Origin of the sequence: Bradyrhizobium dasycarpum, from assembly GCF_042019905.1 — a bacterium.
Lineage (GTDB): Bacteria > Pseudomonadota > Alphaproteobacteria > Rhizobiales > Xanthobacteraceae > Bradyrhizobium > Bradyrhizobium japonicum_B.
Genome location: NZ_CP169574.1, coordinates 1,071,776 through 1,087,740, shown reverse-complemented (window position 1 = coordinate 1,087,740; position 15,965 = coordinate 1,071,776). Strand labels below are relative to the sequence as shown.

13 protein-coding genes and 3 pseudogenes are annotated in these 15,965 nt (G+C 63.1%); 6 read left to right on the top strand and 10 right to left on the bottom strand.

All coding sequences use genetic code 11. The features are described from left to right. Positions 1-77: 77 nt before the first annotated feature. Positions 78-1,593: pseudogene (locus ACETMP_RS05540) on the bottom strand (caspase domain-containing protein). A 464-nt stretch (positions 1,594-2,057) separates the two neighbouring features. On the opposite strand from ACETMP_RS05540, the pseudogene ACETMP_RS05535 reads away from it, so the two are divergent. The 4 genes and pseudogenes from ACETMP_RS05535 (at position 2,058) to ACETMP_RS05520 (ending at position 6,983) form a co-directional block, all read left to right on the top strand. Then, positions 2,058-3,616: pseudogene (locus tag ACETMP_RS05535) on the top strand (DEAD/DEAH box helicase). Positions 3,617-3,783: 167 nt separating this feature from the next. Beyond that, positions 3,784-4,851, top strand: a complete 1,068-nt coding sequence (locus ACETMP_RS05530; protein WP_375160178.1) for a GGDEF domain-containing protein — start codon at positions 3,784-3,786, stop codon at positions 4,849-4,851. Between the two features lie 174 nt (positions 4,852-5,025). Further along, a pseudogene (gene fabA, locus ACETMP_RS05525) lies at positions 5,026-5,555 on the top strand (bifunctional 3-hydroxydecanoyl-ACP dehydratase/trans-2-decenoyl-ACP isomerase). A gap of 735 nt (positions 5,556-6,290) precedes the next feature. Then, positions 6,291-6,983, top strand: a complete 693-nt coding sequence (locus tag ACETMP_RS05520) for an outer membrane protein (RefSeq protein ID WP_375161848.1) — start codon at positions 6,291-6,293, stop codon at positions 6,981-6,983. A gap of 392 nt (positions 6,984-7,375) precedes the next feature. Here the strand turns inward: ACETMP_RS05520 and ACETMP_RS05515 are convergent, their stop codons facing one another. Together ACETMP_RS05515 and ACETMP_RS05510 are read right to left on the bottom strand one after the other, a co-directional pair. Beyond that, positions 7,376-8,104, bottom strand: a complete 729-nt coding sequence (locus tag ACETMP_RS05515; RefSeq protein WP_375160177.1) for a Crp/Fnr family transcriptional regulator — start codon at positions 8,102-8,104, stop codon at positions 7,376-7,378. 160 nt (positions 8,105-8,264) lie between these two features. Continuing rightward, entirely contained in the window at positions 8,265-8,504 is a 240-nt protein-coding gene (locus ACETMP_RS05510; protein ID WP_375160176.1) for a hypothetical protein, read from the bottom strand. Positions 8,505-8,751: 247 nt separating this feature from the next. Between ACETMP_RS05510 and ACETMP_RS05505 the strand changes: the two genes are divergently transcribed. Then, positions 8,752-10,089 carry a hypothetical protein gene (locus ACETMP_RS05505; protein ID WP_375160175.1) on the top strand — a complete coding sequence of 446 codons (1,338 nt, stop codon included), beginning with the start codon at positions 8,752-8,754 and terminating at the stop codon, positions 10,087-10,089. Here the strand turns inward: ACETMP_RS05505 and ACETMP_RS05500 are convergent. Next, positions 10,023-10,382 (bottom strand): hypothetical protein, encoded by a 360-nt coding sequence (locus tag ACETMP_RS05500; protein ID WP_375160174.1) that lies wholly within the window; start codon positions 10,380-10,382, stop codon positions 10,023-10,025. The two genes, ACETMP_RS05505 and ACETMP_RS05500, sit on opposite strands and share 67 nt — an antisense overlap. 121 nt (positions 10,383-10,503) lie before the next feature. Between ACETMP_RS05500 and ACETMP_RS05495 the strand changes: the two genes are divergently transcribed. Beyond that, the gene (locus ACETMP_RS05495) at positions 10,504-11,064 is read left to right on the top strand and encodes a spermidine synthase (protein ID WP_375160173.1); all 561 of its coding nucleotides are present in this window, start codon (positions 10,504-10,506) and stop codon (positions 11,062-11,064) included. Between the two features lie 26 nt (positions 11,065-11,090). Here the strand turns inward: ACETMP_RS05495 and ACETMP_RS05490 are convergent, their stop codons facing one another. The 6 genes from ACETMP_RS05490 to sufC form a co-directional block, all read right to left on the bottom strand. After that, on the bottom strand, positions 11,091-11,582 hold the full coding sequence (locus ACETMP_RS05490; protein ID WP_375160172.1) for a TfoX/Sxy family protein: 492 nt from the start codon (positions 11,580-11,582) through the stop codon (positions 11,091-11,093). Between the two features lie 197 nt (positions 11,583-11,779). Continuing rightward, on the bottom strand, positions 11,780-12,121 hold the full coding sequence (locus ACETMP_RS05485; protein ID WP_028136648.1) for an iron-sulfur cluster assembly accessory protein: 342 nt from the start codon (positions 12,119-12,121) through the stop codon (positions 11,780-11,782). Positions 12,122-12,238: 117 nt separating this feature from the next. Next, positions 12,239-12,610 (bottom strand): SUF system Fe-S cluster assembly protein, encoded by a 372-nt coding sequence (locus ACETMP_RS05480; protein ID WP_018641712.1) that lies wholly within the window; start codon positions 12,608-12,610, stop codon positions 12,239-12,241. Then, positions 12,607-13,854, bottom strand: a complete 1,248-nt coding sequence (locus tag ACETMP_RS05475; protein WP_375160171.1) for a cysteine desulfurase — start codon at positions 13,852-13,854, stop codon at positions 12,607-12,609. Before ACETMP_RS05475 ends, ACETMP_RS05480 begins: the two co-directional genes overlap by 4 nt. Further along, positions 13,851-15,173 carry a Fe-S cluster assembly protein SufD gene (gene sufD / locus ACETMP_RS05470; RefSeq protein WP_375160170.1) on the bottom strand — a complete coding sequence of 441 codons (1,323 nt, stop codon included), beginning with the start codon at positions 15,171-15,173 and terminating at the stop codon, positions 13,851-13,853. The genes ACETMP_RS05475 and sufD overlap by 4 nt, the downstream gene beginning before the upstream one ends. A gap of 12 nt (positions 15,174-15,185) precedes the next feature. Further along, positions 15,186-15,938, bottom strand: coding sequence for a Fe-S cluster assembly ATPase SufC (sufC, locus tag ACETMP_RS05465; protein ID WP_028136651.1), 753 nt, complete (start codon positions 15,936-15,938; stop codon positions 15,186-15,188). Between the last annotated feature and the right edge of the window lie 27 nt (positions 15,939-15,965).

Genomic DNA, 15,965 nt, shown 5'->3' with positions numbered 1-15,965 from the left:
TGGTTTGCTGGACAATCCAGGTCGCCCGGAAGTTGTTCCACTTCCGAGCATCACAACCTATCCGCCGACAATCGCCCTCAATTGCTACTGCGGTTCGCGCTGCGAAAACTCTTGATCTCGGACACGCTGCCGTCGCGATAGGTCAGCTCCACGGAGACGGTCTGCGTCGCCGGTGCGAGCTTCATGTAGAGCGGCATGCCGGCGGTGATGGCGCTGGGATCGCGCATGTCGCAGGGCGGCATCTTCAGCACCTGGTTGGGCACGGCGGTGTCGATGCCGATGCGCACCTCGCGGATGGCGCAGCGGTAGGACACGAGGTGCGTGTAGTAGACCAGGAGTCCGTTGAAATCGCGGAACGACAGCCAGCTCGTCGACGTCATGTCGAGGATCTTGCGCTGATCGCGGATCAGGGCGGCCTCGGGATCGAACCGGATCGGGAACGGCCCCTGCATGTCGCCGGACTGGTCGACATAGCGGACCTCGATGGTGCCGGCCTGCGCATCCGGCGGCAATTCGATCGAGGGATTCGGCATCCGCTTGCGGGTGCGCGGGTCGAGCGTGTCGATGAAGCCGGTCTCGCGGAAATCGCCCTTGCCGGCCATGCGCCAGGAAATGCCGAGCGTCGGGTCGGCGAACGAGAACACCACGCTCCAGCCGCCATTGTGCCGCGAGAAGCTGGCGATCGGCGCGTTGGTGGTCACCTCCTTCGGCAGCTGCGGCACCGACACCGGCGGCAGCGCAGCGAGCTTCTGCGGCGGCGGATCGTCGGAACGCGCGACAGCGTCCTTGGCGACACCGCTGAGGAAGACGTCGTCGACCATCTGATCGAAATAGACCGGCACCTGCCTGTGCTTGACGGTATCGGCCATCTCGCTGACCGCGCGGCGGGTGCGCTGCGCCACCTGCACGAGGTTCTCGCCGGGCTTGAGCAGCTCCCTGGCGAAGGTGCGGGTGAACACCGAATTGGGGTTGGTGTCGTCATTGGACAGGCGATCGAGTGCGGTCTGGCGGGGACCGGCCGAGAACACCGAGAACACGCCTTCGGGCAATTGCGTCATCGGCGCGAGCCCGCCGGCGCCGGCAACCGCGCGGGTGCCTTTGCGCTCGAACGGGTTGTTGCGGCAGGCGTCGAACACCAGGATCGAGGTCCGCGCCTTCTTGTTCTGCAGGCGCTCGATGATGCGATCGGCAAGGATCGCGGAGTCACGCACCACACTCCTCCTGCCCTTCCGTCGCCGCCGGCACGTCGGTCGGCAGCAGGTAGTTCTGGCCTGCGATCTCGAAGCCGTGGCCCGCATAGAAGAAGAACGCGGTATCGCCGGGCTCGATCGCCTTGTCGAAGGCGAGCAGCGTCTCGGAGAATTGCTGCCGGCTCTGGTTCTCCGCGACCATCACCGAGAAGCCGAGCTGCTTCAGCGTATCGCCCATGGTGCGGGCGTCGTTGACCGCCTTGAGCAGCTTCGGGACGTTCCTGTAATCGTTGTTGCCGACCACGAGCGCGATGCGCTTCTCGGCATGAGCGGGAAGCGCAAAGCCGCCGAGGATCGCCGCGAGGCCAAAGGCCGCCAGAATTCTGAAAAGCGGACGCGTCATCGCAATTTCCCGTTGCAGAACGGCGGAGAGGCCGCTTCCTTCGAACGGCAGCTCATTGGACCCCCCTGCCGCTGAGGGATAGTCGGCCCAGGCGTAACGACGGTTCAAGGGGCCCATGGCATGGCTCCCGGCGACTTCCGGACGCGAGGGCGCACGGGTCGGCGCTAGCCGCCGCGCCGAGGGCCCGCTCGGTCAATGCGTGGGCCGGAAAACCCTAGCCGCGCCCGAGATTTGGGCAAAACCTCAGGTTTTTTAGGGCCTTCCCGCGCCTGCTCCATTGACTTTGGCCGATTCCGCCCTATGTTCCGTGGCGACGCGGCTCAGATCGAAGAGCGATTCCTGAGCCTTGCGCTTTGTTCGCGTGAGTCAGCACCCCCAGCTTCTTTGAGAGCGCGCCGTTTCGGGGTGGAACGCGACAGCCTTATCACCCTCGATTCCGAACGGCGGTTTCGACCAGAGGCTCAATGTCCTTCTCAAATCTCGGACTGTCCGAAAAAGTCCTCGCCGCAGTGGCGGCCACCGGTTACACCACCCCGACCCCCATCCAGGAACAGGCGATTCCCCACGTCCTCGCACGCAAGGACGTACTCGGCATCGCCCAGACCGGCACCGGCAAGACCGCGGCCTTCGTGCTGCCGATGCTCACCATCCTCGAAAAAGGGCGCGCCCGGGCACGTATGCCCCGCACCCTGATCCTCGAGCCGACCCGCGAGCTCGCGGCCCAGGTCAAGGAGAACTTCGACCGCTACGGCGCCGGGCAGAAACTGAACGTCGCGCTGCTGATCGGCGGCGTCTCGTTCGGCGACCAGGATGCCAAGCTGACGCGCGGCGTCGACGTGCTGATCGCGACCCCCGGTCGCCTGCTCGACCATACCGAGCGCGGCGGCCTCCTGCTCACCGGCGTCGAGCTGCTCGTCATCGACGAAGCCGATCGCATGCTGGACATGGGCTTCATCCCCGACATCGAACGCGTCTGCAAGCTCGTCCCGTTCACACGGCAGACCCTCTTCTTCACCGCCACCATGCCGCCGGAGATCCGGCGCATCACCGAAACCTTCCTGCACAATCCGCAGAAGGTCGAGGTCTCAAGCCCGCCACCACCGCCGTCACCGTCACGCAGGTCCAGGTGCCTGCCGGCCGCGAGGCGCACGAGAAGCGCGAGCTGCTGCGCCGCCTGCTGCGCGAGGCCAAGGACCTCAAGAACGCGATCATCTTCTGCAATCGCAAGCGCGACGTCGCGGTCGTTCACAAATCGCTGCAGAAGCACGGCTTCAGCGTCGGCGCATTGCACGGCGACATGGATCAGTCGGCCCGCACGGCCGCACTCGAGCAATTCCGCAAGGGCGAGCTGCCGCTGCTGGTCGCCTCCGACGTCGCCGCCCGCGGCCTCGACATTCCCGAGGTCAGCCACGTCTTCAATTTCGACGTCCCCCATCACGCCGACGATTACGTCCACCGCATCGGCCGCACCGGCCGCGCCGGCCGCACCGGCACCGCGATCTCGATCGTGACGCCGCTCGACCAGAAGTCGATGGTGGCCATCGAAAAACTGATCGGCCAGAGCATTCCGCGCGCCGAAGGCGATTACGAAATCCAGGCTGAATCCTCCGACGGGACCGAACGTCCGCGCGAGGCGCGCGGCCGCGAACGTTCACGCGGCGGACGCGGCAAGCCGCAGCGCGGCCGTGAGCGCAGCCACGAGCCGCGCGAGTCGCGTGGCGAGGCAAGCCACGCTTCGGAGCCGAGGCGCACTTCGGAGACAAGGCGCACTTCGGAGCCAAGGCACGCCTCAGAAGCAAGGCACGCTTCGGACGCAAGGCAACCGTCCGAGGCGCGGCATCGGTCCGACGACAAGCGCAAGGCCGAGCCGCGTCACGACGCGCGCCAGCAGGCGCCGTCGCATGTGCCGTCGATCGGACGTCCCGAGCCGCGCCGCCATCGCGAGGCCGACACGGAGCCGGGCGATCACTCCCATCTTCCCGCATTCCTGCTGCGGCCGGTCCGCTCTCCCGCCGGCGCCTGAAGCGCGGGGGCGCGCTCCGGGTTTCAGTTGCGGAAACAGGAAGCACACGTTTTTAGATGTTTCGTGAACGTACATTTACGGGGCGTTCACGATCGTCCGTTAGCCTACGAACATAATTTAAGCATTGCTGCGGTCGCCGGCGCTCCGACCGCTGTGGGGTATGTTCCGTGGTCAAGGTGCTCGACGAACACGAACGCACGATGGCGTTCGCCGAAGTGGCGCTCGGTCAGATCCGATCGCTTCGGCAGACGGCGATTCCCCGCAATTACGAGATCTGGTACGTCTACGCCACCGGCTACAACGCGCCGCTCAACAAGATCGTCAACGAGACGCTGGCGCGCAGCGGCAAGCTGACCGAGGCCGACCTCGAGCAGATCTACGAGACCTATCTCTCCCATATCAAGACCACCGACCGCATCGACAAGGTCGGCGCGCGCGTCATCGGCGAGATCGACGACGTGATGAAGGTCTTGAGCGACGCCCTCGGCATGACCGGCTCCTACGATACCACGCTGTCCGGCGCGGCCGCGAAGCTGTCGTCGGCCGAGAGCCGCGATCAGATCAAGACGATCGTTGAAACGCTGCTGCGCTCGACCGGCGAGATGCGCGAGGCCAACAAGGCGCTGGAGGACCGCCTGGCGCTGTCGAAGAACGAGATCAGCAATCTCCAGCAGAGCCTGGAGGCGATCCGCGCCGAGAGCCTGACCGATCCACTCACCGGGCTTGGCAACCGCAAATATTTCGACCGCATGATCGACATGGCGGTGCAGAGCGCGCTGGCCTCGGGCGAGCCGCTGTCGCTGCTGCTGTTCGACATCGACCACTTCAAGTCGTTCAACGATTCCTACGGACATCTCACCGGCGACCAGGTGCTGCGGCTCGTCGGCCTGTCGCTGAAGCAGACCATCAAGGGCCAGGACATCACCGCGCGCTATGGCGGCGAGGAATTCGCGGTCGTGCTGCCCAACACCGCGCTGCGGCAGGCCCTCACGGTGGCCGACCACATCCGCCGCGCGGTGATGGCGAAGGAATTGAAGAAGAAGTCCACCGGCGAGATCCTCGGCCGCGTCACCATCTCGGTCGGCGTCTCCATGCTGAAGCCGAGCGACGACACCGACGCGCTGATCGAGCGCGCCGATGCCTGCCTCTACGCCGCCAAGCGCAACGGCCGCAACCGCGTGATCTGCGAGGCGGATCCGGAATACGCGGTCGAGTCGCACAGCCGCGTCGCGTAGGTCTCCATCAACTGCCGCAGGGTAGTCGCAGGGTTGGCAAAAGGCGCAAAGCGCCGTGCCCACGTATAGTCCGTGGGCACGCTCCGCTTTGCCCACCCTACGGCACCGCCGCTTGACATTCTCCAATCGCAAGCAACATCTTCCTCGCTGTTTGAACATCGAGGTCTTGTCGCCTTGCCCAACCCTCACGATTTCCACACGCCGCAACCGTCCTACACCAGAGCCGAGCTGCTGAGATCGAGCGAAGGCGGCTATTTCGGCCCGGGCAATGCGCAATTGCCGGCACCGCCGATGCTGATGATGGATCGCATCACGAGATCAGCATGGACGGCGGCGCGTTCGGCAAAGGCCATATCGTCGGCGAGCTCGACATCACGCCAAGCCATTGGTTCTTCGACTGCCACTATCGCGGCGACGCGATGATGCCGCCGACGCTGGGCCTCGACGCCATGTGGCAGATGATCGGCTACTGGCTCGGCTGGTCGGGCTCACCGGGCAAAGGCCGCGCCATCGGCGTCGGCGAAGTCGAGTGCACCGGCACGGTGACACCCGACACGAAGCGGGTTCGCTACGAGGTCGCGATGCGCATGGTCCGGCGCGGCAAGCTGGTGCTCGGAATCGCCGATGGGCGCGTGCTGGCCGACGGCGCATCTGTCTTCGCAGCGAAGGATATGCGCGTCGGCCTGACCAAGGCCGCGGACTAGCCCCTCTACTCATCAAGCCGCTGGCCGCTGATGTCTGCTCGGCGCCGATAGCGACGAACAAACGATATCTCCAGAGATCGCTGAAGGGCCAGGAGCCGACCTTTTCAGGTCATCTGTATCGTGGGTCCTTGTGGTTGCTACTCTCCGAAAATGTGGTCGTCTCCCGCTCGCCACGGGGTCGCGACCTGCGCCATCGTGCTCGCGTTTCAACGCTGTCGAGATAACCTGCACAAAATGCGGGGCGTCAGCGATGAGACTGACGCTAGTTGAGCCTCGCTATCTCATCCATCCTTGCTCGTTCCGCGATTGAGCACCTTACTCTTGGTCGCCGGAACCTTGAAGGCCCCGGAACCTTGGTTGGATCCCTCCGCTCTACGCGCGTCAATCGCGTTCTGCACAAGATAAGCATTGGTAGGTCCGAAGCTCACGCCTGTGCTTCAGAAGCTCGACCTCCTCGTTTCGACGTTGCAGTCCATGCAGATCGGAACCGCCATGATTCTTCCGCCTGATTTCGCAGAACCTCAGTCGCGAAGCCGTCTCTCTGCATCGATCGATCTTCTTGTCGAGAGATGCACTTCGCGTACTGGGCTGTCGTTGCGGGTCGACACGGTTCCTCAATTAACAAATGATCGCTCTGCAAACGAAGATTGCGACGTGTGTCTGTCGCGCTACAGCAAATGCACTGAATCGAGAGTTAGTGGTTTTGGCACAGCAATCGAACATGAAAGACTCGAAATGAAAAAGTTCCTTCTCGCTACTGTCGCTTTGGCCGCCCTAGCGGGTACAGCATCGGCAGCTGATATGGCCGCACGTCCTTACACCAAAGCCCCAGCGATGCAGCCTTCGCCGATCTACAATTGGACCGGCTTCTACATTGGCGGTCACGTCGGCGGCGCATTCGGCGGCGACAACAACATTCTGGCCCCCGGCTTCACCGGCACCAGCAGCAACGACGGTGTGTTCATGGGCGGCGCGCAGGTCGGTTACGACCATCAGTTCTCACCGAACTGGGTGCTAGGCATTGAAGCGAACTACAGCTTCCTCGACACCAACAGCGACCCCTTCGTCAACCGTGGGCTCGGTTCGGTCACCGGTCGCCTCGGCTACACCTGGGGTCCGGCGCTGCTGTACGTCAAAGGCGGTTATGCCTGGGCTGACTCCCGCCTGACGAACGGCTTCGGCGGTGGCACCTTTACCAACAATGGCGGTGGTCGCGACGGCTACACCGTAGGCGGCGGCCTCGAATATCTGTTCGCCCAGAATTGGTCAGGCAAGGTCGAATACCAGTACTACGACTTCGGCACCCGGAACGCTCTCTTCACCAGCGCCGCTGGTGTTGTTACGGCCGTAGGTTTCCGCAACGACGAGCACACCGTCAAGGCTGGCCTGAACTATCGCTTCAATTGGGGCGCTGGCGCCGGCTTCTAGGCACCAACGACTTGGATGATACACTCAAAGGGTCAGCCATCTGGCTGGCCCTTTCTCATAGGAGTCGTTGCTTACCGAGGCCCAGTGACCGACATAAATCCAATTGGACGATTCAGCGGTTGGGAAGTGGCGCGGGTCGACCGCGATATAGATCCCAATCGACGCCCGCAGGCGGTTTGCCGCCCAAGCCGCTTAGGGCACGAGGTCTGGCATGTGATCATGCCTGACCTCACCTTGATTCAATGAGGACCCTTGGACAGCCGTATTGCATTAGCGCCGTTTGGAAGGTCGGGCCTGTTGCTCCAGTCTGCCCAACCAGCCGACAACGTGTACACCGCCCGAACTTCGCGTTCGGGCCACAAGCGGAAGCGCACTGAACGGCGCATCTGTCATCAGATCGATGGACGCTGGTGCAGGTAGATCTTTTCGAACTGGCCAACTTCCTCAACTTTGGCTTGGTCAAGCAAGTGGAAAGTTCTGCGCTCGATCGCGACGATTCCCTCTTGGCGAAGCTGTTGGAGAGTTCGGTTGACGTGCACCACGGACAGGCCGAGGCAGTCTGCCAGCTCGATTTGCGTGATTGGCAGCTCAAACGACCCGTTTAGCGTCCGTCCGATTAAAGCGAGGCGCTCGTGGAGCTCCGCAAGCATGTGTACCATTCGAGCGCGCGCTGGCCTGCGGCCGACATTGACGATCCATTCCCTGAAGATTGCGGAATCGACCAATGTCTCACGCCAAAGCGCAGCCGCCACGTTCGGACGCATTTTAATCAGTTCACGTAACGCATCGTGTTTGATGAAACCGAGCGTGCATTCTGTGAGCGTCGTTAGGTCATGGTCCATGACGTGCAAGTGAAGGCTTTGAAGGTCCGGGATTTCTCCCGGAATATGGAGCGACAGAATTTGCCTTTGTCCGTCTTGCGTTAGCTTCGACCGGAAGGCAAACCCATCAACAATCAGGCAGGACTCCGACGGGCGGTCACCGTCGCGCACAACGCGGTGCTGCGCAGCGACACGCTTGCTATGGATGGGAAGCTGCTGAATCGCCAGGATGTCGTCCTGGTCGAGCCGATTGACCTTGCTAAGCTTCTGAACGAGTGCAGCCGTCAATGTCCCCGGCATCACACCACTCCGCGCTTGAGGAAGTTGAGCTGGAATGGGGAACTCGCCGCTCCAGCCGGCAAGGCGGGAGCACAAAACTCTCAGCCACCAGCGCCCAAGAGTCTCAGCCGGTGATAGGGGAATAAACACATGTTAAGGGGAAGGTTCCAAATAAACTATGTTAATCCAGTCGAAAATGTTCGATCTCGAAGCGTAGGGCAATCCGCAGAACTGGGCCCAGATCATCACGAACTTCGATCGCAAGCGTCCTGACGACAGAGCCAGGCAGCACATCCTTGGCAAGTTCGGTCAATGCCGTCGTCGCCTGGGCCTTCACATCGTCCAAGGAGGAGAAGTCAAGGCCGTCATCGTCGGCGATGAATATATCGTCGTCTCGTGAGTCGAAGTAATAGCGCGGCATCTTTCACAATCAGGAACGCTCACGTCCGTTCCTAGCTCTCGTCCGCTTTGGGGTCATAAGGGGCGTTTTGCGGGCGAAGCAGTCATTTCCGGTCTCCCCTGAGCAGCAGTCGTTTGACCTGGTCGCTGAAGGGCCGGGAGCCGATCTCGACGCCCTCGATGGACCTCCGGGCCACGTCCTAAGGTGGGCGTCCTGATCCGCTGTTCACCATGGCTTAACCCTGCGCACCGAGTGCCAGATCGGGCCATTGATCCAGCCTCGTTCGGCCAACCACCCGCAACCTTTACTTACCTTTTCTCCAGCAGGTTGCGAAGGCGTGGGAGAATGGATCATCAATATGACGGCCGTCGAGTTACCTGCGGATGCGCCCGCGCAGAGATTCGCTGCGCCCCGTGTCCGCGTTCTCTGCATCCTCTTCTTCTTTTCCGGCTTTCCGGCGCTGATCTATCAGCTGACCTGGCAACGAAGCCTGTTCCGGATCTTCGGTGTCAATTCGGAATCAGTCACGATTATCGTGACCGCCTTCATGCTCGGGCTCGGGCTTGGCAGCCTGTGTGGCGGCTGGATATCCCGACGCACCAACGTCAAGCCGCTGTTGCTGCTCGGAGTGATCGAGCTTGCGACCGCCGCATTTGGATTGGCCTCGCTCCAGATCTTCGAGACGGTGGGCGCCATGGTCGCAGACCTGCCGCTGCCCGCCCTTGCCGCAATCAACCTCGTCCTGGTGCTGCTGCCAACCCTTCTGATGGGCGCAACGCTGCCGATCCTGGTCTCGTATCTGGCACGCGTGACCGGCCAGATCGGCGACGCCGTCGGCACACTCTATTTCGTCAATACGCTCGGGGCCGGTGCCGCGTGCCTCGTATGCGCCACCCTGATCTTCCCTTTTCTCGGCATGCATGAGTCAATCACGATCGCGGCTGGAATCAATCTCGTGGTCGGCGCCGGTGCGATCGCGGCGCACATTCTCTCTACTCCCGGCGCGACGCCGGACTCACAGACGTCGACCAAGGCTCTGGACACTCAGCCGATCCTCGGCATGGGTGTTGTCGTCCTGCTCGCGATGACGGGTGGATTCATCTCGTTGTCCTACGAGATCTACCTGTTCCGCGTGATGTCGTTCGCCTCGGGATCGAGCTCGCTGGCATTTGCGATGACGCTCTATGCTTTCCTGACAGGTATCGCGGTTGGCGCTCGAAAGGCCGGACAGTCCTGCACGACGCTCGCGCCGCAGGATGCCTTGCGCCAAGCCGCGAGCGATCTGATCTGGGCCAATTTGTTCGCCGCCATGTTCCTTCCGTTGATGACGCAATTGGCCTGGGTCGGCGCCGGCGTGATCGGCATCGCCGTCGCGATCACCTACCTGATCGCGCGGCAATGGGGTGCACTGCTCCCCTATCTTTCGCAGTTTGGCATCGCGACCGACGAGCGAATTGGTCAGCGGACGGCGCTGCTGTATTTCGCCAACATCGCGGGCTGCGCCAGCGGGGCGATCCTCACGGGCTTCGTGCTGACGGATTATCTTGAATCAGACAGATCGCAGCGATGCTGCTCGTCGGCGGCACGATGGCCGCATTTGCATTGATTGCGCTTGCCCCAAGGCAGGAGCGAAATCGTCTTGGCTATCTTGCCATTGCGGTTCTCGTCTTCGGCCTCGGCGCAAGCGCCTTGTTGAGCCAACGGCTGCTGGAAAATCTGCAGGCAAAGACGCTCGCCGACCACGACTTTACGGAGATTGTCGAGAATCGTAGCGGCATCATCACCGTCGACAACGACGGCACCGTCTTCGGCAACGGCATGTATGACGGCCGCTTCAACACGGATCTGAAGTCCGATCGCAATGGCATCATCCGGCCGTACGCGCTGAGTCTGTTCCACCCCGCTCCACGGCAGGTGCTGATGATCGGTCTCTCGTCCGGTTCATGGGCTCAGGTCATCGCCAACAATCCCGACGTGGAATCGCTCACGATCGTCGAGATCAATCGCGGATATCTCGAAGTTGATCGCAAAGCACGACGATGTCAGGTCGATCCTGAGCAATCCCAAGGTCAGGATCGTCGAGGACGACGGACGCCGCTGGCTCCGCCACCATCCCGACGCACGTTTCGATGCGGTCGTCTCCAACACGACGTGGCATTTCCGCGCGAACGCCACCAATCTGCTGTCGTCGGAATTTCTTGGCCTTGTGCAGCAACACCTGAAGCCCGGTGGGATCTTCTTCTACAACACCACCACTTCGCGGCGCGCGCAGCGCACAGGCTGCACCGCCTTCGCCTATGGTGCCCGGTTCCTGAACCATATGGTGCTGTCGCAGACCCCGATCGCGTGGGATCATGAGCGCTGGCGACGAACGCTCGAAACTTACAGCATCGACGGCAAACCCGAATTTGCTTCCGATGACGCTGACCGCGCTCGGCTCGACGCACTGATTGCCGACTTCCGTCAGGATGGTTCCACGATCGAACCATGTCCGCAGCTGCTGGAGGCGACCACCGGCCAAACCCTCGTGACCGACAACAATATGGGTACCGAATGGCGCTACTTTCTCGGTTTGGAGTGAGCGCCGTGCCCACCATCTCGGCATAACTATCTCGAAGGGCGGGCCCGCTTCCGCCTTCGCTCTGCGAGCTGCGGCGGACGCGTCGCTTTGCCCACCCGACGCACCGACTTCTTGACTGCCTTCTTCGCCGTCTTCTTGGCAGCAGGCTTCTTCGGCTCGGTTTTCTTGCTGGCCGTCTTCTTCCCGTTCGGCCGCTTCTTCACCTTGGCGCGCTGGGCGGCCGTGAGTGCCGCCCTCGCCCATTGCACGAACTCCTCGGAATCGTCGAACAGCCGCGCCGGCAGCTCCCAGTAGGAGTTGACCACCACGGTCTTGGCGCGGGTCGAATATTGGAACGGCTTTGAGCCTTCAGCCTCGAAGTCCGGGATGGTCACCTCGTCGGCGCGGAAGAACAGGCCGGCGCGCAAGGACAGCGCGAAGTTGATGCCGTCGGCGGAGATGCCAAAGCCCGAGAACATCCTGCGGATGGTCACAGGACCGAAATCGGCGAACAAGTCGATCAGGAATTCGCGGTCCATACGCACGCTCCCTCGTGCCCCGGACGCGGCGCGCCGTGCAACGGTGCGCCGCTGAGCCGGGTCCCAGCCCCTCCGAGACGGAACCATAGCGTGGGTCCCGGCTCTGCGCAGCAGCAGCATAAGCGCGTTTACGCGCGTCTTCGACACGCTATGGCGCTGCACCGCGTCCGGGACAAGAGAGCAAAGCGTAGGCGGAATTACCCGTCGATCTTGGCCGGCCGCAGCTCGACCGACTCGCCGCAGCCGCAGGCGGAGATCTGGTTGGGGTTGTTGAAGACGAACTGGGCCTGCATCTTGTCGGCCCTGTAGTCCATCTCGGTGCCGAGCAGGAACAGCACGGCCTTGGGGTCGACCAGGATCTTGACGCCCTTGTCCTCGACGACCTCGTCGGTCGGCCGGATCTCGTGAGCATATTCGACCGTGTAGGACTGGCCGGCGCAGCCGCCGTTCTTCACGCCGACGCGCAAGCCGACGATCTCGGAATCCGCACGCTGGGTCAGCTCGGTGATGCGCTGGGCGGCCGCATCCGTCAGCCGCATCACCTGCGGGCGCGGACGCCGCGGCTTCGAGCGGATGCTGGGGTCGAACCTGACGAAATCTGGGTCATCTTATCTATCTGGTCCGTTGCGGAGCGAATTCAATGCCGGTGTAACGCGTCACCACATGTTGAGGACGAGGCGGGCCTCGTCACTCATGCGCTCGGGCGACCACGGCGGCTCCCAGACCACCTTGACGTCGACCACGCCGACGCCGGGAACGCTGGCGACCGCGTTCTCGACCATGGTCGGCAGCTCGCCGGCGGCGGGGCAGTTCGGCGTCGTCAGCGTCATCTGCACGTCGACGGAGCGGTCGTCCTTGATCTCGACCTTGTAGATCAGGCCGAGCTCGTAGATGTCGGCGGGAATTTCCGGGTCGAACACGGTCTTGAGCCCGGCGATGATCTCGCGGGTCAGCCGCTCGGTCTCCTCCGGCGGCAGCGCCGAATGGGTCTCCATCGGATTGGCTTTGATTTCGGCCGTGTCACTCATGCGAACAAATCCCGCGCCTTCAACAGCGCCTGTGCCAGATGATCGACTTCTTCCCGCGTATTATACATGCCGAACGAGGCCCGGCAGGTGGCCGTCACGTTGAACCGCTCTAAAAGCGGCATCACGCAATGGGTGCCGGCACGCACCGCGATGCCCTGGCGGTCGATCACGGTGGCGACGTCGTGGGCGTGCGCGCCCTTGAGCTCGAAGGAGATCACCGGGCCCTTGCCCCGGGCCGTGCCGATCAGCCGCAGCGAGTTGATCTCGCGCAGGCGATCCTGTGCGTAGGTGGTGAGATCGGCCTCGTGCGCGGCGATGCGTTCCTTGCCGATCGAGTTGACGTAGTCGATGGCGGCGCCAAGGCCGACGGCCTCGACGATCGCCGGCGTGCCTGCCTCGAACTTGTGCGGGGGATCGCCATAGGTGACGACATCGCGCGAGACCTCGCGGATCATCTCGCCGCCGCCGTTGAAGGGGCGCATCGCGACGAGATGGTCGTACTTGGCCCAGAGCACGCCGATGCCGGTCGGCCCGTACACCTTGTGGCCGGTGAAGACGTAAAAGTCGCAGCCGATGTCCTGGACGTCGATCGGCAGATGCACGGCGCCCTGGCTGCCGTCGACCAGCACGGGAATGCCGCGCGCATGGGCGATTCTGACGACCTCCTTGACCGGCACGATGGTGCCGAGCGCGTTCGACATCTGTGTGATCGCAACCAGCTTGGTCCTGGCCGTGAGCAGCTTCTCGAACTCGTCGATGAGGAAATTGCCTTCGTCGTCGACCGGCGCCCATTTGATCACCGCACCTTGGCGCTCCCTGAGGAAATGCCAGGGCACGATGTTGGAATGGTGCTCCATGATCGAGATGACGATCTCGTCGCCCTCGTTGATGTTCGGCCCGCCCCAGGACGACGCGACCAGATTGATCGCCTCGGTCGCGTTGCGGGTGAAGATCACCTCCTCGGTCCGCGGCGCGTTGATGAACTGCGCCACCTTGGTGCGGCCGCCCTCATAGGCTTCGGTCGCCGCGTTGGCGAGGTAATGCAGGCCGCGATGCACGTTGGCGTATTCGCTCGTATAGGCCTGCGTCATGCGCTCGAGCACGGCGCTCGGCTTCTGCGCCGAGGCGGCGTTGTCGAGATACACCAGCGGCTTGCCGTAGACCTGCAGCGCGAGCGCCGGAAAGTCCTGGCGCACGCGCGCGACGTCATAGGCGCCGTTCTTGACCGCAGGATGCGTGCTCATGAGCGCCGCTCCAGCCAGCGCTCGGCGATGCCGATCACGTGCTCGCGCAGGGCCTCGTCGGCGATCTGCTCGACCGCCTCGCCGACGAAAGCCTGGATCAGCAGCGCCTGGGCCTGCTTTTCCGGCAGGCCGCGCGCCTTCAGATAGAACAGCAGGCTGTCGTCGAGCGCGCCGGCGGTGGCGCCGTGGCCGCAGGAGACGTCGTCGGCGAAGATTTCCAGCTCGGGCTTGTTGTCGGCCTCGGCCTCGTCCGACAGCAGCAGCGCACGGGTCATCATCTTGCCGTCGGTCTTCTGCGCGTCGGGACGGACGATGATGCGGCCCTGGAACACCGAGTGGCCGCGGTCGTCGATCACGGCGCGGAAGATCTCGCGGCTGACGCAGTTCGGCACGGCGTGGTCGACCACCAGCGTGGTGTCGCCATGCTCGGTCTTCTTCAGCAGGTTGACGCCGTTGGCCGAGAGCTCACTGCCCTCGCCCGCCAGCGTGATGAAGCCCTGAAGGCGGCTCACCGCAGCGCCGGTGGTCATGTTGAAGAAGTTGAGCTTGGTGTTGGCGCCGACGGTGACGAAGTGCGAGGTGATGTTCACGGCGTCGGGCGCGTCGTCCATCAGACGGATGTGCGCGACATCGGCGTCATTGCCGATCCAGAGGATCACCGCATCGTTGACCTGATAGCCGCCTGCCTTTCCGGCCGCGACGAATGTCTCGATGATCGTGGCACGAGCACCTTTGCCAATCCGCAGGTGCGAGCGGGTGAACGCGGACGCGCCAGCCGCCGTCGCAACATGGATGATCTGGATCGGAGCGGCCAGTTGCACGCCGTCGGCAATCGTAACGACCACCCCATCCGTCGCCATGGCTGCATTGAGCGAGATCACTCCATCGGTCGAGGTGGTTCGGAGGAGATCGCCCGCGACCGGGTTGGCCCCGTTGTCCAGGATCTCGCGTAGCGTCTTGACACCAGCTTCTGAAACCAGCGCCTTCACATCGGAGAGACCGGCCGCGAACACGCCATCGACCAGCACCAGCTTGCGGGCGCCGGCGATCGCATGGACCTTCACCGCGTCCGCGGCGCGCTTCAACGCGGCCGCATCGGGCGCGGCTGCCAGCGGCAGCACCTCGCCGACCAGCGCGCGCAGGTCGGTGTATTTCCATTCCTCGATCCGGCGGTGCGGCAGGCCGAGCCGCTCATAGGTCTCGAACGCCTCGCGGCGCACGGCGATGACCCCCGGCGAACCCGGCAGCCGGCCCTCGGCGCTGGTGAAGAGATCGCTCACCGCGCGGCCCTTTCCGGTCTTTGCCACAGCAACGTTCATTGCAAACAATCCTTACGCGGCATCCTCGAACTGGGCGTAGCCGGACGCTTCCAGCTCCAGCGCCAGTTCCTTGCCACCGCTCTTCACGACACGGCCCTTCGACATCACGTGCACGACATCGGGCACGATGTAGTTGAGCAGCCGCTGATAATGGGTGATGACGACCATCGAACGCTTGGGCGAGCGCAGCGCGTTGACACCGTCGGCCGCAATGCGCAGCGCATCGATGTCGAGGCCGGAATCCATCTCGTCGAGGATGCACAGGCTCGGCTCGAACAGCGCCATCTGCAGCACCTCGTTGCGCTTCTTCTCGCCGCCGGAGAAGCCGACATTGACGCCGCGCTTGAGCATGTCCTGCGGGATGTTCAGCGACTTCGAGACCTCGCGGACCTTCTTGAGGAAATCCGGCGTCGAATATTCATCCTCGCCGCGCGCCTTGCGCTGGGCGTTGAGCGCCGTACGCAGAAAATTCATGGTGGCGACACCGGGAATCTCGACCGGGTACTGGAACGCCAGGAACACGCCCTTGGCGGCGCGCTCGTTCGGCTCCATCTCCAGGAGGTCCTCGCCCTTGAACAGGATCTGGCCGTCGGTGACCTCGTAGCCGGGCTTGCCGGCGATGACGTGCGAGAGCGTCGACTTGCCGGAGCCGTTCGGCCCCATGATCGCGTGCACCTCGCCCTCGTTCACGGTCAGCGTCAGCCCATGGAGGATCTCACGCTCCTCGACACGAACCTTGAGGTCTTTCACTTCAAGCAAAGCCATCATGTTTTTCCATCTATCCCCTCATCC

Bases quoted from the DNA above. Each gene is read 5' to 3' on its own strand.
- ACETMP_RS05520 (WP_375161848.1), top strand. From the start codon at position 6,291: ATGAAAAAGTTCCTTCTCGCTACTGTCGCTTTGGCCGCCCTAGCGGGT.
- ACETMP_RS05515 (WP_375160177.1), bottom strand. From the start codon at position 8,104: ATGCCGGGGACATTGACGGCTGCACTCGTTCAGAAGCTTAGCAAGGTC.
- ACETMP_RS05510 (WP_375160176.1), bottom strand. From the start codon at position 8,504: ATGCCGCGCTATTACTTCGACTCACGAGACGACGATATATTCATCGCC.
- ACETMP_RS05490 (WP_375160172.1), bottom strand. From the start codon at position 11,582: ATGGACCGCGAATTCCTGATCGACTTGTTCGCCGATTTCGGTCCTGTG.
- ACETMP_RS05485 (WP_028136648.1), bottom strand. From the start codon at position 12,121: ATGCGGCTGACGGATGCGGCCGCCCAGCGCATCACCGAGCTGACCCAG.
- ACETMP_RS05480 (WP_018641712.1), bottom strand. From the start codon at position 12,610: ATGAGTGACACGGCCGAAATCAAAGCCAATCCGATGGAGACCCATTCG.
- ACETMP_RS05475 (WP_375160171.1), bottom strand. From the start codon at position 13,854: ATGAGCACGCATCCTGCGGTCAAGAACGGCGCCTATGACGTCGCGCGC.
- sufD (WP_375160170.1), bottom strand. From the start codon at position 15,173: ATGAACGTTGCTGTGGCAAAGACCGGAAAGGGCCGCGCGGTGAGCGAT.
- sufC (WP_028136651.1), bottom strand. From the start codon at position 15,938: ATGGCTTTGCTTGAAGTGAAAGACCTCAAGGTTCGTGTCGAGGAGCGT.